This is a genomic window from Nocardia jinanensis, from assembly GCF_014645735.1.
GTDB lineage: Bacteria > Actinomycetota > Actinomycetes > Mycobacteriales > Mycobacteriaceae > Nocardia > Nocardia jinanensis.
In genome coordinates, this window is the sequence record NZ_BMMH01000001.1 from 542,642 (window position 1) to 562,195 (window position 19,554).

17 protein-coding genes are annotated in these 19,554 nt (G+C 69.1%); 7 read left to right on the plus strand and 10 right to left on the minus strand.

The window, feature by feature from the left end; genetic code table 11:
• Window positions 1-386: 386 nt before the first annotated feature.
• The 3 genes from IEY68_RS02475 to IEY68_RS02485 all read left to right on the plus strand — a co-directional run bounded on the left by IEY68_RS02475 (window position 387) and on the right by IEY68_RS02485 (window position 4,077).
• A complete protein-coding gene (locus tag IEY68_RS02475; protein ID WP_062995833.1) occupies window positions 387-809 on the plus strand; it encodes an ATP-binding protein in 423 nt (140 codons plus the stop codon).
• A gap of 146 nt (window positions 810-955) precedes the next feature.
• On the plus strand, window positions 956-1,729 hold the full coding sequence (locus IEY68_RS02480) for a SigB/SigF/SigG family RNA polymerase sigma factor (RefSeq protein WP_062995855.1): 774 nt from the start codon (window positions 956-958) through the stop codon (window positions 1,727-1,729).
• 197 nt (window positions 1,730-1,926) lie between these two features.
• A complete protein-coding gene (locus tag IEY68_RS02485) occupies window positions 1,927-4,077 on the plus strand; it encodes a molybdopterin oxidoreductase family protein (protein ID WP_062995835.1) in 2,151 nt (716 codons plus the stop codon).
• 297 nt (window positions 4,078-4,374) lie between these two features.
• Here IEY68_RS02485 and IEY68_RS02490 read toward each other — a convergent pair whose 3' ends face one another.
• Window positions 4,375-5,019, minus strand: coding sequence for a GNAT family N-acetyltransferase (locus IEY68_RS02490; RefSeq protein WP_062995837.1), 645 nt, complete (start codon window positions 5,017-5,019; stop codon window positions 4,375-4,377).
• 173 nt (window positions 5,020-5,192) lie between these two features.
• Here IEY68_RS02490 and IEY68_RS02495 point away from each other — a divergent pair, with 173 nt between their 5' ends.
• Window positions 5,193-5,744: a cysteine hydrolase family protein gene (locus IEY68_RS02495; RefSeq protein WP_062995857.1), complete on the plus strand. Its 552-nt coding sequence runs from the start codon at window positions 5,193-5,195 to the stop codon at window positions 5,742-5,744.
• A 178-nt stretch (window positions 5,745-5,922) separates the two neighbouring features.
• Here the strand turns inward: IEY68_RS02495 and IEY68_RS02500 are convergent, their stop codons facing one another.
• Window positions 5,923-6,804: a sigma-70 family RNA polymerase sigma factor gene (locus IEY68_RS02500; RefSeq protein ID WP_062995839.1), complete on the minus strand. Its 882-nt coding sequence runs from the start codon at window positions 6,802-6,804 to the stop codon at window positions 5,923-5,925.
• 292 nt (window positions 6,805-7,096) lie between these two features.
• Between IEY68_RS02500 and IEY68_RS02505 the strand changes: the two genes are divergently transcribed.
• From IEY68_RS02505 to IEY68_RS02515, 3 genes are read left to right on the plus strand one after another with little or no spacing between them, the layout of a single operon-like run.
• Window positions 7,097-8,269 (plus strand): serine hydrolase domain-containing protein, encoded by a 1,173-nt coding sequence (locus IEY68_RS02505; protein WP_062995841.1) that lies wholly within the window; start codon window positions 7,097-7,099, stop codon window positions 8,267-8,269.
• A gap of 45 nt (window positions 8,270-8,314) precedes the next feature.
• Entirely contained in the window at window positions 8,315-8,761 is a 447-nt protein-coding gene (locus IEY68_RS02510) for a DoxX family protein (RefSeq protein WP_062995844.1), read from the plus strand.
• 50 nt (window positions 8,762-8,811) lie between these two features.
• On the plus strand, window positions 8,812-9,324 hold the full coding sequence (locus tag IEY68_RS02515; protein ID WP_062995846.1) for a carboxymuconolactone decarboxylase family protein: 513 nt from the start codon (window positions 8,812-8,814) through the stop codon (window positions 9,322-9,324).
• A gap of 184 nt (window positions 9,325-9,508) precedes the next feature.
• On the opposite strand, the gene IEY68_RS02520 is transcribed toward IEY68_RS02515, so the two are convergent.
• From IEY68_RS02520 to metK, 8 genes are all read right to left on the minus strand, one after another.
• Window positions 9,509-9,865: an MmcQ/YjbR family DNA-binding protein gene (locus tag IEY68_RS02520; protein WP_062995848.1), complete on the minus strand. Its 357-nt coding sequence runs from the start codon at window positions 9,863-9,865 to the stop codon at window positions 9,509-9,511.
• 68 nt (window positions 9,866-9,933) lie between these two features.
• Window positions 9,934-11,238: an RsmB/NOP family class I SAM-dependent RNA methyltransferase gene (locus IEY68_RS02525; RefSeq protein WP_062995860.1), complete on the minus strand. Its 1,305-nt coding sequence runs from the start codon at window positions 11,236-11,238 to the stop codon at window positions 9,934-9,936.
• A 638-nt stretch (window positions 11,239-11,876) separates the two neighbouring features.
• Entirely contained in the window at window positions 11,877-12,797 is a 921-nt protein-coding gene (gene fmt / locus IEY68_RS02530) for a methionyl-tRNA formyltransferase (RefSeq protein WP_062995850.1), read from the minus strand.
• A complete protein-coding gene (gene def / locus IEY68_RS02535; RefSeq protein WP_062995852.1) occupies window positions 12,797-13,339 on the minus strand; it encodes a peptide deformylase in 543 nt (180 codons plus the stop codon). The genes fmt and def overlap by 1 nt, the downstream gene beginning before the upstream one ends.
• A gap of 481 nt (window positions 13,340-13,820) precedes the next feature.
• Window positions 13,821-14,846 (minus strand): esterase/lipase family protein, encoded by a 1,026-nt coding sequence (locus IEY68_RS02540; protein ID WP_444543812.1) that lies wholly within the window; start codon window positions 14,844-14,846, stop codon window positions 13,821-13,823.
• Window positions 14,847-14,908: 62 nt separating this feature from the next.
• Window positions 14,909-15,550, minus strand: a complete 642-nt coding sequence (locus IEY68_RS02545; protein ID WP_062995864.1) for a PadR family transcriptional regulator — start codon at window positions 15,548-15,550, stop codon at window positions 14,909-14,911.
• Between the two features lie 197 nt (window positions 15,551-15,747).
• On the minus strand, window positions 15,748-18,030 hold the full coding sequence (locus IEY68_RS02550; protein WP_229718602.1) for a primosomal protein N': 2,283 nt from the start codon (window positions 18,028-18,030) through the stop codon (window positions 15,748-15,750).
• 173 nt (window positions 18,031-18,203) lie between these two features.
• A complete protein-coding gene (gene metK / locus IEY68_RS02555; RefSeq protein ID WP_189093981.1) occupies window positions 18,204-19,415 on the minus strand; it encodes a methionine adenosyltransferase in 1,212 nt (403 codons plus the stop codon).
• Window positions 19,416-19,554: the final 139 nt, after the last annotated feature.

Sequence of the window (19,554 nt, forward strand, 5' to 3'; positions counted from 1 at the left end):
CCCGGGCTGTGTTTATTTGCGGCGCCTGCGGCGCCGCTGGCGGGGCCCTGTTAACCCCGGTTCTTCACTCCTTCGCTCAGTCGCTGCGCTCCTTCGCTACGTCGCTCCAGAACCGGGGCGGGCCCCGCCTACTGAGGTGGGCCAGCATGTCTCCGCTGCCGCGCGACCCGGCGCCAGGCCCCGTACCTCGTCGTCCGGTCGAACTGCTGACGGTGATCCGGCCCGCCGCGCGACTGTCCGTCGGCGGCAGCGCTCCGAGTGAGCAGGGAACGCCGGTGCGGGCTGCGGGTGGGCGCGGCGCTGACCGGAGGTGGGTGGGATGGCCGGGGGCGGCGCAGCGTGCCCCGCCCCCCTCTACACGGCAGCACGCCCATACACTCGGCAGCGTGATCAATACTTCGGCGGAACAAGGGCTCCACGGTGCCCCGGTGGAGATTCGGGTGGCGGCATCGGTGACACAGTTGCCGATCGTGCGCGGTCTCGCCGAGACTCTGGTCCTGCTCAGTGATTTCACCTTGGACGAGGTCGCCGATATCCGGCTGGCGGTGGACGAGGCATGCTCGACGCTCATCGGCCTGGCGGCGCCCGATACGAGCCTGCAATGTGTGTTCAGCATCGGTGACACCGAACTGCGAGTGCTGGTCGCCGGGGTGGCGGCGCGCGAGGGGCTGCCCGACGCGCGGAGTTTCGGCTGGCATGTGCTGCGCACGTTGACCGATTCGGTGGACGCCCGGCAGGACTCCTTCGATCAGCAGGTCTCCGGATATCCGACAGCGGTCGAATTCCGTCGGGTCCGGGGGAAAGCGTAGTGACCGAGCAGGAGAAGCCGCTCGAAACTCCCGCGGACGAGCACGAAAAAGGTCCGGCGGACGGGGCCGGCACCGCCGCGGCCGAGACAACCGAAGCCGATACCGCCGAGGCCGACGCCGAAGCCGATACCGAAACCCGGGCCGAACTGGAGAATTCGTCCTCGGCGGGTGGGTACGACGATGTCGCCGATCTGTTCGTCCGGCTGGCCGGGACCGCACCGGATTCGACGGAGCAGGCGGCGCTGCGCAATGAACTGATCGCGCGCTGCATTCCGCTGGCCGACCATATCGCCCGCAAGTTCAGCGGCCGCGGCGAACCGTTCGACGATCTCACCCAGGTCGCCCGGGTCGGCCTGGTGCACGCGGTGGATCGTTTCGATATCTCGCGCGGCTCGAACTTCCTGTCGTTCGCGGTGCCCACCATCATGGGCGAGGTCCGCCGGTACTTCCGCGACAACACCTGGGCGATGCGGGTGCCGCGCCGGGTCAAGGAGACCCATCTGCGGATCGGCGCGGCGGTGGATTCGCTCTCGCAATCGCTGGGTCGCTCGCCGACGGCCAAGGAGATCGCCGCCGAACTGGATGTCGATCCGGACGAGGTGACCCAGGCCGTGATCGCCGGTAACGCCTACCAGCCGACATCGATCGACGCGGCGTCGGTGGGCCGCGATACCGATGCCTCGCTGCTGGACACCCTCGGCGAGGAAGAAGCGCAGTTCGACCGTGTCGAGGAATATGTGGCCATCCGGCCGCTGCTGGCCGGGTTGCCCGAGCGGGAGCGCCGCATTCTGACCATGCGGTTCTTCGAATCCATGACCCAGACGCAGATCGCGCAGCAGATGGGTATTTCGCAGATGCACGTCTCGCGCATTCTCGCCAAGACCCTGGCACGCTTGCGCGAACAATCGTCGCGGGAATAGCTCGCGCGACTGTTGTGCCCACATCGCCGGTCGGTCTACTCTCGGCTATGAGAGTATGAGCGGGAATTCATCTCAATCAGCCACCCTCCGAGATCCCGCTTTTCTCACCCGAGCAATCGATCAGCCGGATCAGCCCGTAATCCGGCGCTCCTGCGGATCGCGCGTCGACGACGACGCGGCGGAAGGTGATGTGAGTTATGACCGCTGAAACCATCGCCCGGCAATGCACTCTGTGCGAGGCCCACTGCGGCATCCTGGTGACCGTCGAGGACACGAAAGTCGCCAAGATCGAAGGTAATCCCGACGATGTGCTGTCCAAGGGTTATATCTGCCCCAAGGCCACCGCCATGGCGGGGCTGCACGAAGATCCGGACCGGCTGCGCACCCCGATGCGCCGGGTCGGCGACACATTCGAGCCCATCGGCTGGGACGAGGCGTTCCGCGAGATCGGCACCCGCCTGCGGCGGGTCCGCCGCGACCACGGACCGCATTCGGTGGGTATGTACCTGGGTAACCCGGCCGCGCACAATTCGGCGATCATGTACGCCTTCGCACTGCGCACGGCGCTCATGACGCGCAACTTCTACACTGCCTCCTCGATCGACCAGTTCCCGCAGGAATTCGTGGCCTGGCAGATGTACGGGTCGAACTTCCTGATGCCCATCGCCGATATCGACCGCACCCACCGGATGGTGATCATCGGTGCCAATCCCGCGGTGTCCAATGGATCGGTCACCACCATGCCCGGCGCCCGTAACCGGATCAAGGAGGTGCGCGCCCGCGGCGGCAAGGTCGTCGTGATCGACCCCCGGCGCACCGAGACCGCCCGCTTGGCCGACGAACACGTATCCGTCCTGCCCGGTGGGGACCCGTACCTCCTGCTGGCCGTGCTGCACGTGCTGATCACCGAGGATCTGTGCGACCGGACCGCGGTCCGTACCCAGTGCACGGGTCTGGACGAGTTGCGGGAGCTGGTCACCGGCTTCACTCCCGAGGACGCCGCCCCCTACGCCGGCGTGGACGCCGAGACGATCCGGCGCCTGGCCCGCGAGCACGCGGCCGCGAAATCGGCGGTGATGTACGCCCGGATCGGCGTATGCCAGACGCTGACCGGCACCGTTACCCACTGGCTGGTCAACACCATCAACGCGATCACCGGGAATCTGGACCATCCGGGCGGTCAGATGTATGCCACCCCGGCGGTGGATCTGCTGCCGCTGGCGCGCCGGATGCCGCCGTACTACGGCGCCTGGACCGACCGCTCCGGGAAGTACAAATCGTTCCGGTTCGAACTGCCGGTCGCGGCGCTGGCCTCGGAAATCCTCGACGAGGGTCCGGACAAGATCCGCGCCATGATCACCTACGCCGGCAACCCGGTCCTGTCCACCCCGCAGCGCGGACAGCTCGACAAGGCGCTGGGGTCGCTGGATTTCTATGTGGCCGTGGACATGTACATCACCGAGACCACCCGGCACGCCGACATCATCTTGCCACCGCTCTCGCCGCTCGAACGCGAGGACCTCGACATCCTGCTCACGATGTTCAGCGTGCACAACAACGTTCGCTTCAATACGCGGGCCGTGGCACCGGAGAACGACGGGCTCGAGGACTGGGAGATCATGGCGCGGTTGACCACCGAGATCCTGCCGCTCCCACTGCGTTCGCTCAGCGGCCGTGCTCTCAACGCGGTATTCGCCCGGTTCAGCCCGTTGCGAGCGGCGGCACTCGGTATGGCGGTCGGACCACACGGCGTACTGCGCCGGGGACGTCAGGGCGTCACCCTGAAGAAGGTGCGGGAAGCGCGGGGCGGTATCGACCTCGGCCCGCTGCAGCCGCGCCTGCACTCCCTCATCGCCACCGCCGATCGCTTGGTCCAGCTGGCACCGCGGCAGTTCGTCATCGAAGCACGCCGGCTACTCGACGAGGCACACGCCGGCGGCGCCGACCGCGACCAGGGTTTCGATCTGCGGCTCATCGGCCGCCGCCACCTGCGCAGCAACAATTCCTGGCTGCACAACGTGCCCTCGATGGTGAAGGGTCGCGACCGCTGTACCGCGCTCATGCACCCGCAGGACGCGGACGCCCGCGGACTGGCCGACGGCGGGCGGGTCACGGTGAGCTCACCCATCGGTTCCATCGTGGTCCCGGTGGAGATCAGCGACGAGATCCGGCCGGGTACGGTCGCCATCCCGCACGGCTGGGGTCACGGAGAACCGGGTGTGGGCTGGACCGTCGCGGCCGCGGTACCGGGCGCGAATGTCAACCTGCTGCACGATCCGGAACAAGTGGACCGCATCTCCGGCAACGCCGCTGTGAACAGCACCTGGGTAAAGGTTCACGCTGTGTAGGAGGAGATCCGGCTACCGCATCACGCCTCCGGTGGCGCACATCAGTCTGTCTCGACCGTATCGAGCAGGATCTTCAGCAGGTCCTCGGGGTTGTCCCGCATGAGGTTGTGCCCGCCGTCCAGCGCGTACGTGGTCCATCCGGGGTCTCGGCTCAGTCGCGCGTGAACGCCGGTGAACGGTGAATGCGTTTGCCATCCGGCGGCATAGACGTAGGTCCGGCTCCGGATATGGGTGAGGTCGCCCGAGTGGTTGCGCGGCCGGGGTGCGGTCTTTACGACAGCACGCTTCGGGGACCGATCAGACCTCTCCGGGTGATCGCGCGGCGTCGGGCCCAGGCGCGATATCCTGCACGAGCTTCATCGACAGGAGCTCGGAGAATCCGGCACGTCGGGCGAAGCGCGCCTTCCGGCGCTTGTACACCGTGAAACCGAGCTTGGTGTAAACGCTGAGAGCAGGTGCGTTGGTGTCCTTGATGTCTTCGAGCACATACTCGCGATATCCGGGGTGCGCCAGCAGGTGACGCAGCAACGCGGTCGCGACGCCGTGACCCTGATAGGCCGGCTCGGTGGCGACGAACCCGATCTCGGCGAGGCCGGGCCGGGCGCCGTCGTAGGCGCGCATGAACCATCTCCGGATCACCACATAGCCGAGCAGCCCGCGGGCCGGTCCGAGGTGGCGCCGGATCTCGCGCCATCGCGGCGCGAACAGTGTCTGGTCACCCTCGGTGAGCGAGGCGAGACCGGCGGGCTCTCCGTCCACGAGCGCGATATAGAACCGTTCGAGCAGCAGCATATGTTCGAACGCGTCGGCCAGCTTGCCGGTGTCGCGCGAGAACGCGACGAAGTCTTCCGCGAAGCCGCGCACATAGACCTCGGTGACGCGGCGGCGGTAGTCCTCGCCGAGCTCGTCTCCCCGCACGACCACGACCATCGTCTCGACCATCTCTGTCCACTCCGCCTGTCACGCACCTGTACGGGTTCGACCATATCCGCCGGCGACTCTCCCCGGAGGACGCCCACGCCGCCCGCACGTCTTCCGGCGAAGCACGTCTTCCGGCGAACGAGACGAGCACATCGGCCGAGCGGTCCGTACCGAGCTCGGGCAGGATGGGCTTCATGCCGATCACAGAACTCGCCGCGACGACCGCTCTCGTCGTCGTCGACGTGCAATCGGGAACGTTGCCCAATGCGCGATCGGTCCCCGGGGATCAGCTGCTCGACCGTGTTTCCGCGCTGCTCACCGGATTCCGCAAGGCAGGCCACACTGTTGTGCACCTGGTCACGACCGGCACTCCGGACGGTCGGACCCAGCATGCGGAGACGGGACAGAGCTGGAGCGAGGATCAGATCCGTATTCCTCCGGAAGCCGCACCCTCCGGGAACGAGTCGGTCCTGCGCCGACGGGCCTGGAGCGGGTTCAGCGGCACCGACCTCGAACAGCGGTTGCGCGCCGCCGGGATCACCACGGTCGTCGTGGCGGGGTTGGCGACCACCTTCGGTGTCGAATCGACCGCACGCAGCGCCTACGATCTGGGCTTCGATGTGGTCGTGGCCGCCGACGCCGTATCGGACCCCGACCCCACCGGTCACGAAAGGTCGCTGACCCGGGTGTTTCCAGTACTCGGACAGGTTGTTACAGCCGACGAAATCCTCAATCTGATCACTTAGCGCGGGTTCGCGGAGACGAACCCGCGCGCCAGAGCCGGCGTCTGTCGGCCTGAGGCATCCGTCCGCAGTCCCTGGATCACTGCGTAACACCGCTGTTGGATCATTCGGTGACCGGCCCGGAGGCCGGGGACGGTAGGGGTGGTCCGGCGTCGAAGTGGTCGACCGGTGTGCGCTCGCTTCATCCGAGGACGGCGGTGAGGTCGAGGTGTGTGAGCCGGTCGTGGTCGGAGAGAATGTCGATGGCGGTGATGCGGCCGTCGGCGACAGTGAAGCCGATGATGGAGAACAGGTTGCCGTCGAGGGTGTTGACCAGTCCTGGGCCGCCGTTGACGACGGCGGGGTGCACGGTACAGAGAGTGGCCATGCGCTGGAAGGTTTCGGCTCGACCGGCGACGGCGGTGGCCCCGCGGATCACGCGCATCACCTCGCCCCCATCGGTGCGCAACACCACATCGGGGTCGAGCATGCGTAGTAGTTCGTCGAAGTCGCCGCCGCGTGCGGCGGTGAGGAATGCGGCGACGACACGGCGTTGACGCGGTAGGTCGGGAGCAGCGGCCGGGGTCGCGCCCTGGACTCGGCGCCGCGCTCGGCTGGCCAGTTTCTTGGCGGTCTGCGGAGTACGGCCGACAATGGGCGCGATCTGCTCGTATGGCATGGCGAACATATCGTGCAGGACGAAGGCGAGTCGTTCGGCCGGGCTCAGCGATTCCAGCACGACCAGTAGCGCCAACCCGACCGAGTCGGCGAGCAGCGCTTCGTGTTCCGGGTCTGGTGTGGTTTCGCTGGTGATCACCGGATCGGGCAGATGCTCGGCGTCCAGGGGTTCTTCGTGGCGGGTTCTGCGGATGCGCAGCATGTCCAGGCAGACCCGTCCGACGACGGTGGTGAGCCAGCCGCCGAGGTTGCCGACGTCGGTGGTGTCGGTGCGGGACAGCCGCAGCCAGGCCTCCTGTACCGCGTCGTCGGCGTCGTTGAGCGACCCGAGCATCCGGTAGGCGACCGCCCGCAAGTGGGTGCGGTGCTCTTCGAACCGGTCGGCCGGCAAGTGCTCATCGTGCACGGGAGTCCTCCTCGATGTCGTCCCCTATCGATGACGAATCGGCGGCGGGAAACGTGACCGTATTCATTCGCGGGTTCGGCGCACACCGGCGGGGATCGGGTGGCCGACCCGCGTCCGGACTCGGTCCCGAAGGCTCTCCTGGCGCCGGGACCAGCAAATTTCCGTGCTGCGGTCACGTTCTGTTCACGCCGTACGTCAGGTCAGCAGAACACGAACCGCGACGGCCGCCGCGGCTGGTCGGCTCTCGACCGGGCGAGGCCGCGCGGACCTGCTGTCGAAGGGAAGCATCACTGTGAACACGATCGAGATACACGGCACTGTCGCCGAAGGGTTCGAACAGGTGCGCGCCGAATTCGCCGCCGTCGTCGCCGAGGAGGACGGGGAATCGGGCGCGCAACTGGCCGCTTTCGTCCGCGGCCGGAAAGTGGTGGACCTGTGGGCCGGGCGGCAGGTTTCGGGCACCACGCTGACCGGTCTCCATTCGACGAGCAAGGGCGCTGCCGGCCTGGTGGTGGCGCTGCTGATCCAGGACGGCGCCCTCGACGTCGACCAGCCGGTCGCCCGCTACTGGCCGCGGTTCGCCACAGCGGGTAAGGAGCACATCACCGTGCGGGATGTACTCGTGCACCGATCCGGGATCATCGGGGCCGACGGCGGATTCACCGTCGCCGAACTCGCCGACGAGCAGGTCGTCGCCGAACGACTGGTGGGGCAGCGCCCCTTCTTCGCACCGGGCGCGGTGCACGGCTACGGCGGTTTCGTCACCTATGCCATCGTCGGTGCGGTGGTGGCAGCGGTCACCGGCAGTACCGTGCAGCAGCTGTTCGAGCAGCGCATCCGCGCACCCCACGGACTGGACGTGTACCTCGGTCTGCCCGCCGAACTCGATCACCGGTACCTGCCGATCCTGCCGTGGCGCGCGAGCCCGGAGATGGAAGCGGCTTTCGTGGCGAACTCACCCAACCCGCACGGTATCGCGGGCATCTCCTACAACCTCAACGCACGCGGTTTCACCGCCGCCGACGTCATGGCACTGCCCAACGATACGACGCTGCGCCGACTCGGTCCGGGCTCCGTGGGCGGCGTAGGAAGCGCGCACGGCCTGGCAGCGATGTATGCGGCGGCCACCACCGGCATCGACGGCCGGGATCCGCTGCTGTCCCTGGAAACCATCGCCACCATCTCCGCGATTCATTCCAGCGGCGCGGATCTGGTGCGCGGAGATCGCGCACCCTACGCATTGGGTTTCGAAGCGAAAAGCCTTCTGTATCCGTTCCTCGGCGCATACGCCTTCGGACACACCGGCTCCGCGGGCTCGGACGGATTCGCCGATCCGCACAGCGGTCTGAGCTACGGCTACACCCGCCGCCGCGCCGCCTTCGCGTTCGATGCCCCCGAGAACGCACGGCTCGCCGCCGTCGTTCACCGTGCCGCGACCGCCACCGATTTCGCCTCGGCCGCCTGACTTCCCGCCCGGACCAGCCTCTTCACCTCCAGGAGCACCGCGATCATGTCCACTCGCACCACCTCGATAATCCGTTCCCGCGGCCTGAGCCTCGCGCGCTGGGTACCCGTGGCCGCAGTGCTGGCCGAGACCGCGGTCGGCGCCTACTGGGACCTCGCCCGGATCTCCTATGTGCGCGAATCATTCGACCACCTCGGCTACCCCATGTACTTCGCCACCATCCTCGGCGGCGCCAAAACCGCCGCGCTCGTCGCGATCCTCACCCCCGGCCACCCCCGGACGAAGGAATGGGCCTACGCCGGGCTGGTCTTCGTCTACGGCGGCGCCGCCGTATCGCATATGGCCGCCGGTGACGGCCCCGACAAGTGGGCCGCGCCGCTGTTCTTCACCGCCGCGACCTTCGCCGCCCGCGCCCGGCTGCCCCGAGGCGGCTCCACCACCACCGTGCCGCGCGCACTGGGGGGCACCCGCCGGCTCCCCCAGCACCCCTGACCCGATCGCCCCGCCACAAGATTCATCACAAGAGAGGGAAACCCACAACCATGAACGCGAAAACCACCACACAGCAGCACAGCGGCTCCCGGCTCCCGAACCCGCAGCAGCTCGTCCCCGCACTCGGCGCAATCGGTGCGGCGCTGTTCGAGGCCACCGGCAACGGAGCGATCCCGCGCACCACGATCGGCTTGGTCCAGTTGCGCGCCGGCCAGATCGTCGGTAGCACCTACCTGGCTGTTCTGCATGCGGGCAACCTGCGCACTGCCGGTGAATCCGAGGAACGCATCGTCGCGGTGGCGACCTGGCGCGACGCCCCGTATTTCACCGACGCCGAACGGACCGCACTGGACCTGGTCGAGGCGGTCCTGCAACCGGCGTCGCACGGTGAGCGGGTGCCCGAGCAGCTCTACACCCGCGTGTCCGAACACTACGACGACACTGCCCTGGCCACGCTGGCGATGGTCATCGGCCAGGTGAACTTCTTCGTGCCACTGGCGCTCATCGGCAAGCCGCTGCCCGGCCGCTCGCCCGCCGAACAGTGGACACCTCGATCGGCCTGATGATTCGGCACCATCGGCTGCGGGGCCGGGCGATATGCCCCGGCCCTGCAGCTTTGCCGCCGCCGTGCCCACGCGAGAACCGCACCGACGGTCATTGTCACCGTGCCGCGCGGCGGCAGCTCGAACGACCGAATGCTGCGCGATGATCTCACCATCGACGGGCGCGGCGCCCTGCCTCGACCGCCTACTCGTTGTCGTCGGCGCGCTCCCGGGCCCGGCGCAGTCTCGCTGGGGCGACCAGCCACCAAGCAGCGTCCAGGAGTTCCCGGAGCTGCTCCGGATCGACGCGGTCGAGATCGATGAGAATGTAGGGGTAGCCGTCGTAGTGCGGGGTGGTGTAGAAAGCCGGGTCGCCGGAGGCCAGCAGCGCCTCCTTCTCCACCCTCTCGCAGCGCAGCGCCAGACCGCCCTCGGCCTCGGTGCGCAACCGCGCGAAACTCTTACCGGCCGCTTTGAGCGCGGGGGTGCGGTAGGAGGTCGACTCGGCGACCTCCGGCAGTTCCGCGGCCTGCCGTACCACGTGCGCCCAGGTGGTACCCATGCGCCAAGTGTGCCGCGCGCGGGCGCGGCAGGCTTGGAAATTCGTCGCCGATCGCCCGCGCCGGGCGACTACACGGGTTTGCGCAGGGCGGCCGCGAACATCGCGTCGGTTCCGTGCCGATGCGGCCACAGCTGCACCGCGGGCCCTGCTCCGAGGCCGGTGACGCCGGGGAGCAGCGGCCGGGTGTCCAGCTGTTCGGCGCCGGTGCGGCGTACCGTATCCGCCACCACAGCAACAGTTTCCGGCAGATGTGGCGAGCACGTCGAATACACCACGACACCGCCGGGCCGCAGCAAATCCCAGGCCGCGGCCAGCAGTTCACGCTGCAGGGTGACCAGATCGGCGATATCTGCGGGGGTACGTCGCCAGCGGGCCTCCGGGCGGCGGCGCAGCGCCCCGAGACCGGTGCACGGAGCATCGACCAGGATGCGGTCATAGCCGGGGGCCAGGCCGCTGTCGCGGCCGTCGACGATATGCACCTGCACCGGCAACCCCTTGGTCGCGGTGCGGACGAGTTCGGCCCGGTGCCGGGCCGGTTCCACCGCGTCCACCCGGTAACCGTCGATATCGGCGAGCGCCCCGAGCAGCACGGTCTTACCGCCCGGCCCCGCACAGAGGTCCAGCCAACGGCCGCCGTCGTCACCGTGCAGAGCCGCCCGGGTGAGCGCGAGGGCGACGAGCTGGCTGCCTTCGTCCTGGACCGCGGCCATCCCCTCCCGCACCGGTTCCAGCGCGCCGGGATCACCGCCGTCCAGGTACACCGCGTACGGCGACCAGCGGCCTTCTTCCCCGCCGGTGACCAGGGCGAGTTCCTCTCCGGTGATATCACCGGGGCGGGCCACCAGATGCACGAGCGGGCGGGCATCGTCGGCGGCGAGCAGATCGGATAGTTCACCGGCATCGGCGCCCAGCGCGTCGGCGAACGCCTGGGCGATCCACACCGGGTGGGCGTGTTCGAAGGCGAGCCGGCCGATGGGGTCGCCCGGGGCGAGCCGTTCGATCCATTCCCGCGGACTCCGCTCGGTGACCCGGCGCAATACCGCGTTGACGAATCCGGCTCGACCCGAACCCGATTCGATCCGCGCGAATTCGACCGAGGTGTGCACGGCGGCATGCGGTTCGACCCGGGTGCGCAGCAGTTGGTACGTGCCGAGTCGCAGAATATCCAGCAACGAGCCGTCGATCTCGTCGATCGCGCGTCCGGCGCAGTCGGCGATCACCGCGTCGAGCACACCCAGTGCCCGGCAGGCGCCGTAACCGAGTTCGGTGGCCAGGGCTGCGTCGCGCCCCTCCACGCGGTACTCGCGCAGCAGTCCGGGCAGGACCAGGTTGGCATAGGCATCGCGGTCGCGTACGGCGCGGAGGGTCTCCAGCGCGACGGTGCGCGCCGGATCCGCCGGTGTGCGTACCGGCCGGCTCGTACGCGCGGAACCGCTCCCCCGCCCGGACCGCTCCCGGCCCGCTCCGGGCCCGTCGGCCCGCTTGCCGCTGCCGCGGCCCTTCGCCACCGGCGCCGGACCCGTGCGTTCACCGCGACGGTCGTCCCGGCCGTCGCCGCTGCGACGCCGACCCGTATCCCGGCCGTCGGCATCGGCCTTCCTCCGGGTACCCCGGTCGCCCGGACCGTCGCCGCGCCGACCGCGGGTTTCACCCGCGTCCCGCCCGGGACGGGCGGCCCCACCCGCATCGTGACCGGACCCGGTACCGCGGTTGCGCTGCGGCCCGGGATCGCCACCGGCGGCACCGCTATCGGGCCCGTCCCGACGCTGCCGTTCCCCTCCCGAGTTGTCCCGGGATCCCCTGGCCGAACGGTCCGGGCGGCCCGGTGCCGCGCCGCGATCGCCGCGCCGGGGACCTCCCGGGCGGTCGCCCCGCCGGGAATCCCCCGAACGCCCGTCCTGCCGGGAGCCCGGCGAACGCTCCCGCGATTCGCCACGCGATGCCTCGGACTCCGATCCACGGGGTTCCCCGTTACGGCGGAATCCCCCGGGTCGGTCGCCGCTCGAGCCGTTCATTCGACCACCGCACCGGGCGTCAGCCGGGCACCGCGCGCCCAATCGAGGGCGGCCATCATCCGTTTACCCGGCGGCTGCACCTGGTCCAGCCGCACTGCCGTGGTGGCGGTCCCGATGAAGACCCCGGTCTTGCGTACCTCGATCTGCCGTTCCGGCAGCACCTCTTCGACCAGTTCCACCGGCCCGAGTTTCAGCCGGGTCCCGGCCACGACGGTCCAGGCCCCCGGAAACGGGGTGACGGCGCGGATGGCGCGACCGACCGCCAGCGCGGGCTGGTCCCAGCGCACCTGCGCCGCCTCGACGGTGATCTTGGGCGCGTAGGAGACCCCCTCGGCCGGTTGCGGAACCGCCTGCAGCGTCGCGTCCTCGATACCGTCGAGAGTCTGCTCCAGCAGCGCCGCACCGCTTTCGGCCAAGCGGCCCAGCAGATCCGCGGCCGTATCGGTGACCGCGATCCGCTCGGTGACCACCCCGTAGACCGGTCCGGTGTCCAGACCTGTCTCGATCAGGAAGGTGGACGCCCCGGTGATCTCGTCGCCGGCCGCGATCGCGGCCTGGACCGGCGCCGCCCCGCGCCAGGCGGGCAGCAGCGAGAAATGCAGGTTGATCCAGCCGTGCTTCGGAATCTCGAGAACCCGGGTCGGCAGCAGCGCGCCATAGGCCACCACCGGGCAGCAGTCGGGCGCGAGTTCCGTGAGCGCTTCGGCGAATCCCGGTTCGCCGGGTCTACCGGGTGTGAGGACCGGGATACCGTGTTCGTCGGCGAGCTGACCGACCGGTGAGCGCTTCAGTTTGCGGCCACGGCCGGCGGCGGCATCGGGTCGGGTCACCACGGCGACCACCTCGTGCCGGGAAGCGAGCAGCCGGCGCAGCGACGGAACCGCCGGTTCGGGGGTGCCGGCGAACACGATCCGCATCAGCGGTCCCGCTCGGCGAGTGCGCGGCTCGGCCGGACCGTCAGCCCGGCGATGAACCAGTCGGATTCGCGAATCGTGCGCATGGCCTGCTTCCGGTCGGGGGGATCGAGCCGATCGATGAACAGAGTGCCGTCCAGATGATCGGTTTCGTGCTGAACACACCGTGCCAGCAGACCCTCGGCCTCGAATTCGACCGGGTTACCGTCCACGTCCACACCGGTCGCCCGCACCCGCAGGGCCCGGCGCGTGTCGTGATTGACGCCCGGAATCGACAGGCAGCCCTCGGGGCCGATCTGCTCCTCCTCGTCCAGCGCGGTCCAGCTCGGGTTGATCAGATGTCCGCGCGCGTCGTGGGTGTCGTAGACGAAGACCCGCAGGCCGACACCGATCTGCGGGGCCGCCATCCCGACACCGCCGTCGTCGTACATGGTGTCGGTCAGATCGGTCACCAGCTGTCGCAGTTCGGGCCCGAACTCGGTGACCTCTGCCGCGCGGGCTCGCAGGATGGGATCGCCGAAGAGGCGGACGGACTGGACGGTCACGGTAGCTCCCGAAGACATGTGGCAGGGCGGAAAGCTCTCATTCTAGGTAGCCCGGTGCGGCCGCGTTCACAGCCTCACCCACCCACCGTCCGGAGCCCATCGATCACCGTCGAACTCGGCGCCAATTCCGGCCGGGCCCACTCGGCCGATGATGCCGACCGCACTCCTCCGCCGATCAGTCCACGGCCGGGGCCGTCCCGGCTCTCGAGCGACAGAGCCCGGCGACCGACCCGCACGGATGCCTTCCCTCAGGTCGGCGTCCACTGGCACGCACAGCGCCAGTGAACCCACGGACCGCCCGATCACACCTCCACAAGCGCCCTCTGTCCACTCCGGATGGCCCACCTCAGCGGGCGGGGCCCGCCCCGGTTCTGGAGCGACAGAGCGAAGGAGCGAAGCGACTGAGCGCCGGAGTGAAGACCCGGGGTTGATAGGGCCCCGCCCCGCGGCGCCGCAGGCGCCGCAAATAAACACAGCGCAATCAGATATTGCCGCCGATGATCACCTGGGGGATCCCCGTGCCCGGCGCGACGGGCACGCAGACCGGTTCGGGCGCGTGTGCCGGGTCGAGGACCTCCAGTAACAGTTGGTACACGTACGGGTCGTAGACCATGTGGAAGTGGCCGGTCAGGTCGACCGAGCAGCGGTCCTGCAGGACGATATTGTCGGCACCGGGCCCGCGTAGGGCAATGTTCTCGAAGGGCTGGATCACCTCGTCGGCCCGGCTGCCGACCGTGGTGTACCGCACCCCGGGCACGGTATCGCCGCCCGCGTTGAGTTCCAGCATGAACGGCGACCCCTGAGCCTGCTGGACTGCCGCCACCGAGACCGCCTGCGCCGCCAGGTCCAGCGCACCCGGGATCTGCTGGGCCGGCGGTACCAGTCCGTACATGATGCCGCCGTAGGTGGGTGAGGCGAGGCCCACCCAGTTCCCGACCTTCGGCGCGCCGCCGAGTTTGTTGATGTAGTAGCGGGTCACGTTGGCGCCCTGGGAGAATCCCACGAGGTCGACTTGCGCGGCGCCCGTCGCGGCGCGGACGTCGTCGACGAACTCGGCGATTTGATAAGAACTGAGCACCATGTCCTCGGTGCCATAGGTTCCGGCGCCGGGTCTACCGCCGTAGTTCAGCCCGAATACGCAGAAACCCGCGTCCACGAGCTGCGGTCCGATGACCGACCAATCGGTGTAGGCGTTCGCGTCGGTGCCGTGCGCGAGAATCACCGGACGCGGATGGGCCGCGTCCGGAACACATCCGAAATCGTTGACGCCGCGGGGCACCGCGTTCGGATGGGATTTCAGATAGAGCACCGCACCCAGATGGTCGGGTTGCGGCGGAGCCGGGTCGGTGGGGACCATCGGGGGTAGGTATCCGAGTGGCTGGGCGGTGCCCTCGACAGTTCCGAGCAACACCGACCCAGCCAGCGCGACGGCGACGGTCACTGCTCGCAGGACGAGCCTGCCGCATTGTGAACCGTCCCACCCCTTCGGCCATCGATACTGTTTCACCACACAATCTTCTACCCTGCCGACTCCCGGGAGTATCGGAGACCGAGGTTTTGACCACCCCGTTACTTTCCGGATTCTTCGTCTCCGGCGAGGATGCGATACAACGCTTTCCGCGCATCGGTGAGTACGTCTGCCGCTTTGGCGGCCTGCTCCGGGGTACCCGCGGCGGCCACCTGCGCGACCGCACCCATGAGCGGGGGGATCAGCGCACGCAGATCGCTGGTCTGCTCGCCGACGCCCGCCTTGACATCGGCCCACGGATCACCGAGTTCCGCACGGTGCTCGGTGATATGGGCGGTACCTGCCTCGGTCAGTTGGGCGGTTTTGCGGCCCGCCACCTTCTCGATGGTGATGAGACCTTCGTCCTCCAGCTGGGACAGCGCCGGATAGATGGACCCGGGACTCGGCCGCCAGAGGTCGTCGCTGCGTTCCCGGATCTGCTGGATCAGCTCGTAACCGTGCATGGGGCGCTCGGTGAGCAGCAGCAGGATCGCCGCCCGTACGTCACCGCGCCGCCCGCGGCCACCGCGACCCCGGCCACGCCCGAAACCAGGGCCGAAACCGGGTCCGAAACCCCCGCCGAAGCCGGGACCGAATCCGGGTGGGCCCCCGTGGCGGAACTGCGGCCCACCCGGACCGAAACCGCCCGGCCGGGGTCCGCGACCGCGGCGCATCCGAAATTCTGCGTTCTCGATGTTCTCCATAGCAGCCTCCTGAGCTACTCGATCGGTTTGTGTAGCATCGACGATATATCGGCAATCTATCCAATGCAACCCTCGGTTCGAAAAATTCCACGGTCGGGTGCGAGCAGTGTCGAGAAGAGGTAACAACGACCCGATTCCCGATCCGCTTCGAATCGCGGGATATCGGTCCGGAGGAGGCGCCGCGGTCCCCGCGTGGATCAGCCGATATCCAGCGGATCTATCTGGACGCGCGGCGGCGATTCCGCCCGCTGGCTACTGCGAATCGACTGGGCGGCGGCGAGGGCCCGCGCCAGGGCCGCCCCGCGCGCCCGCGGCGCGCGCAGCAGAATCCGTTCGACCTCGGCTCCCGGCTCGTCACCACCGTTGCGGGCGCCCGACGGCGGTCGCGCGCCGGGGGGCAGCGGCACCGGACCCAGTACCTCCACCTCCGCCGAGAGTTCGGCGGCGGCCAGTAGGCCGGCGATCCCGTCCGGGGTACCGTCGACCGCCGCCATCCGCACTGCCGGGGGAAATCCGACCTCGGTCCGCTGCGCCAATTCGGTAGCCGCGTGACCGGCCGGATCCCAGCGCAGCAGCGCCTGCACGGTCGGCACGGCCGGGTCGGCCATCACCAGCACCTGACCGTCCGGCCGCACCAGAGCGGCGGCGCTCAGCCAGCGCCGCAGCGTGTCCTCGGCGGCACGCAGATCGGCGCGGCCGAGCAGCGCCCAGCCGTCCAGCAGCAGACCTACGCCGTAGCCACCGTCGAGCAACGGTTCGGCACCGACCGTGGCCACCACCACCTGAGGCCCCGGTGGCACGGTATCCAGCAGGGCGGCGCCACTGGAGCCGCGGATCGGCACTCCGGGGAAAGCTCTGCCCAGTTCCTCGGCAGTCCGTGCCGCACCGATCACCACGGCACGCAGCACCCGTCCGCCGCAGACCGGACAGCGGAACGCCGCCTCGGTACGCCCGCACCAACGGCAGACAGGGCTGTGCGCGGCGCCGGAGTCGGCGGACCGATCCGACCCTGGCAGCGAGAGTGGTCCCACACACCGGCGGCAGCGCGCGGGTGTTCGACATTTCGTGCAGGCGAGCGCCGGAACGTAGCCGCGGCGCGGCACCTGCACCAGTACCCCTGCCCCGGCGGCGAGAGCCTGCCGGGCGGCGGCGAACGCGGCAGCGGGGATGCGGATCGCGCGCGCCATCGGGTCGCGCTCGAGTGCGGCATCGGTATCCCCCGGGGCAGCGATCCGCGGCGAGGCCGCCCGCAGGGTCGCCCGGTCGGCGAGCAGATCGTGGGCCCAGCCGGATTCCACGACGGCCTGGATCTCGGCGGTCCGGGCGAACCCCGCTGCCACGAAGGCCGCTCCGGTGTCATGGGCCCGGAGCATCGCGATCTCGCGCGCATGCGGATACGGGGCGCGCGGTTCGGCGTAGGTATCGTCGCCGTCGTCCCAGATCGCGACGAGCCCGAGATCCACCGCCGGCGCGAAAACCGCGCTGCGGGTACCCACCACCACGCTCGCGGTACCGCGCAGTACGGCCAGCCAGCGCCGGTATCGGGCCGCCGGGCCCAATCCGGCCGACAGTCCGACGGCCGAATCACCCACCAGCAGTACGCATTCACGCAGCACGCGATCGAGATCGCGCTGATCGGGAACCATCAGGATGGCGCTACGACCGCTTGCGGCCACCACAGCCGCGAGTTCGGCCAATCGCCGCGCCCAGTTCTCACCCGGCAATGCCTGCCAGGCCGCCCGCGGGCCGCGGCGGCTCGCGAGCGCGGTGAGAAAGGCATCCCCGTGCCGGTATCGGCGCCACGCGAGAGTGTCGACTCCGCCGGGTACCGCCGTGGGCCCGAGTTCGCCGGGAGACTCCGATCCGCCCTGCTCGGTATCGTCGTTTTCCGATGCCCCGACACCATCGAGCCCACCCGGCTCCACCGGATCACCGTCGGCATCCACCGGGCCCGCACCGCCGCCCCCGCCCGGTTCCACCGAATACTCCGGCGCGGCCGCGGTTCGGCCCGTCCCGTCCTCGATCCGCGGGGTGTCGCGATCGGCAGCCCTGCCCGATCCGGCAGCGATACTCCCCCGCCCGTCGGCCGGGGAGGCCGGCTCGCCGTCACTATCCGCGGACTTCTTCGCCGGACCCCCGTTCTCCACCCGGGCATGCCGCGGCGGAACCGCCAGCCGCAGCACATCGGCGCGGGTTCCGGCGCATCGCGCCGCCACCGTTGTCGCGAGTCGCAAGATCTCCGGGGTGAGCACCTGCTCGGCGGATACCACCCGTTCCAACCGGACGAGTTTGCCCGGATGATCGGATTCCGCGAGCCGGGACAGCAGGTAACCGTCCACCAGCCGTCCCGCGAACCGGACCCGGACCCGGACACCCGGCCGGGCGATCTCGTCGAGCTCCGGCGGCACCAGGTAGTCGAAATCGCGATCCAGGTGGGCCGGGGTGAGCAGCGGGAGCACCCGGGCGACCGGGTGCTCGATCGGCTCGGGCTCCGCGGCCGTGGGCTTCTCCGATGTGCTGGATTTCTTCGATGCCGCGGACTTCTTCGCGTGGGCCCCTCGGCGGCGCGGCGGCCCCGACTCGGCCGACACCCCCGCGGACGCGAGGTCGGCGGGGGTGTCGGTCGGCGGTCGATCCACGCGGAACGTGGGACCTAGAGCCCGGCGGCGGCGCGCAGCTTGTCCGCGCGGTCGGTGCGCTCCCAGGGCAGGTCGATATCGGTGCGGCCGAAGTGCCCGTAGGCGGCGGTCGGCGCGTAGATCGGACGCAGCAGGTCCAGATCGCGGATGATCGCGCCCGGCCGCAGATCGAACACCTCGGTGATCGCCGCCGAGATCTTGGCCGGATCGGCCTTCTCGGTACCGAAGGTCTCCACGAACAGGCCGACCGGCGCCGATTTGCCGATCGCGTAGGCCACCTGTACCTCTACCCGCTCGGCGAGACCGGCGGCAACCACATTCTTGGCGACCCAGCGCATGGCGTAGGCGGCCGAACGGTCGACCTTCGAGGGGTCTTTACCGGAGAACGCCCCGCCCCCGTGGCGAGCCATCCCACCGTAGGTGTCGACAATGATCTTGCGGCCGGTCAGGCCGGCATCGCCCATCGGGCCGCCGAGCACGAACTTGCCGGTCGGGTTCACCAGCAGGCGGATATCGGAGATATCCAGATCGGGGATCGCGATATCGGCCAGGACGGCGTCGACGACCTTCTCCCGGATATCGGGGGCCAGCAGGTTGTCCAGATCGATATCGGCGGCATGCTGGGTGGACAGGACCACGGTATCCAGCCGCACCGCCTTGTCGCCGTCGTATTCGATGGTGACCTGGGTTTTACCGTCGGGTCGCAGATACGGCAGCACACCGGTTTTGCGCACCTCGGTGAGCTTGCGCGACAGGCGGTGGGCCAGCGCGATCGGCAGTGGCATGAGTTCGGGGGTGTCGGTGTTGGCGTAACCGAACATCAGGCCCTGATCGCCGGCGCCCTGCTGCTCGATCTCGTCGTCGGAACCGCCGACCCGCGCTTCGTGCGAAGTGTCGACACCCTGTGCGATATCGGGCGACTGCGCACCGATCGCGATGTTGACACCGCAGGAGTTGCCGTCGAATCCCTTTGCCGAGGAGTCGTATCCGATCTCGAGGATCTTTTCCCGGACGATATGCGGGATATCCGCGTACGCCTCGGTGGTGACCTCCCCCGCGACATGAACCTGACCGGTGGTCACCATGGTTTCCACGGCAACCCGGCTGCGCGGGTCCTGGGCCAGAAGTGAGTCGAGGATGGAATCGCTGATGGCGTCACAGATCTTGTCCGGGTGACCCTCGGTCACGGACTCACTGGTGAATAGCCGGCTACCGGACGTGCGCACAGTTTCCCTCTTCCTCAACGGTTACTCGTGTCCGGGAGGGACCGTAGCGTACGGCTGCGGTCGCGACCCTGGACTCTCAGACTATTAGAACGGGCGCCCTGTTTGGGGTTTCGGACACCGATCCGGACTGGTTTCCGAT

What these genes read in the sequence shown, in the direction of transcription:
- IEY68_RS02520 (WP_062995848.1), bottom strand. Translation starts at nt 9,865, where the DNA reads ATGGGTACCACCTGGGCGCACGTGGTACGGCAGGCCGCGGAACTGCCG.
- IEY68_RS02485 (WP_062995835.1), top strand. Translation starts at nt 1,927, where the DNA reads ATGACCGCTGAAACCATCGCCCGGCAATGCACTCTGTGCGAGGCCCAC.
- IEY68_RS02490 (WP_062995837.1), bottom strand. Translation starts at nt 5,019, where the DNA reads ATGGTCGAGACGATGGTCGTGGTCGTGCGGGGAGACGAGCTCGGCGAG.
- IEY68_RS02515 (WP_062995846.1), top strand. Translation starts at nt 8,812, where the DNA reads ATGAACGCGAAAACCACCACACAGCAGCACAGCGGCTCCCGGCTCCCG.
- IEY68_RS02495 (WP_062995857.1), top strand. Translation starts at nt 5,193, where the DNA reads ATGCCGATCACAGAACTCGCCGCGACGACCGCTCTCGTCGTCGTCGAC.
- IEY68_RS02545 (WP_062995864.1), bottom strand. Translation starts at nt 15,550, where the DNA reads ATGGAGAACATCGAGAACGCAGAATTTCGGATGCGCCGCGGTCGCGGA.
- IEY68_RS02510 (WP_062995844.1), top strand. Translation starts at nt 8,315, where the DNA reads ATGTCCACTCGCACCACCTCGATAATCCGTTCCCGCGGCCTGAGCCTC.
- fmt (WP_062995850.1), bottom strand. Translation starts at nt 12,797, where the DNA reads ATGCGGATCGTGTTCGCCGGCACCCCCGAACCGGCGGTTCCGTCGCTG.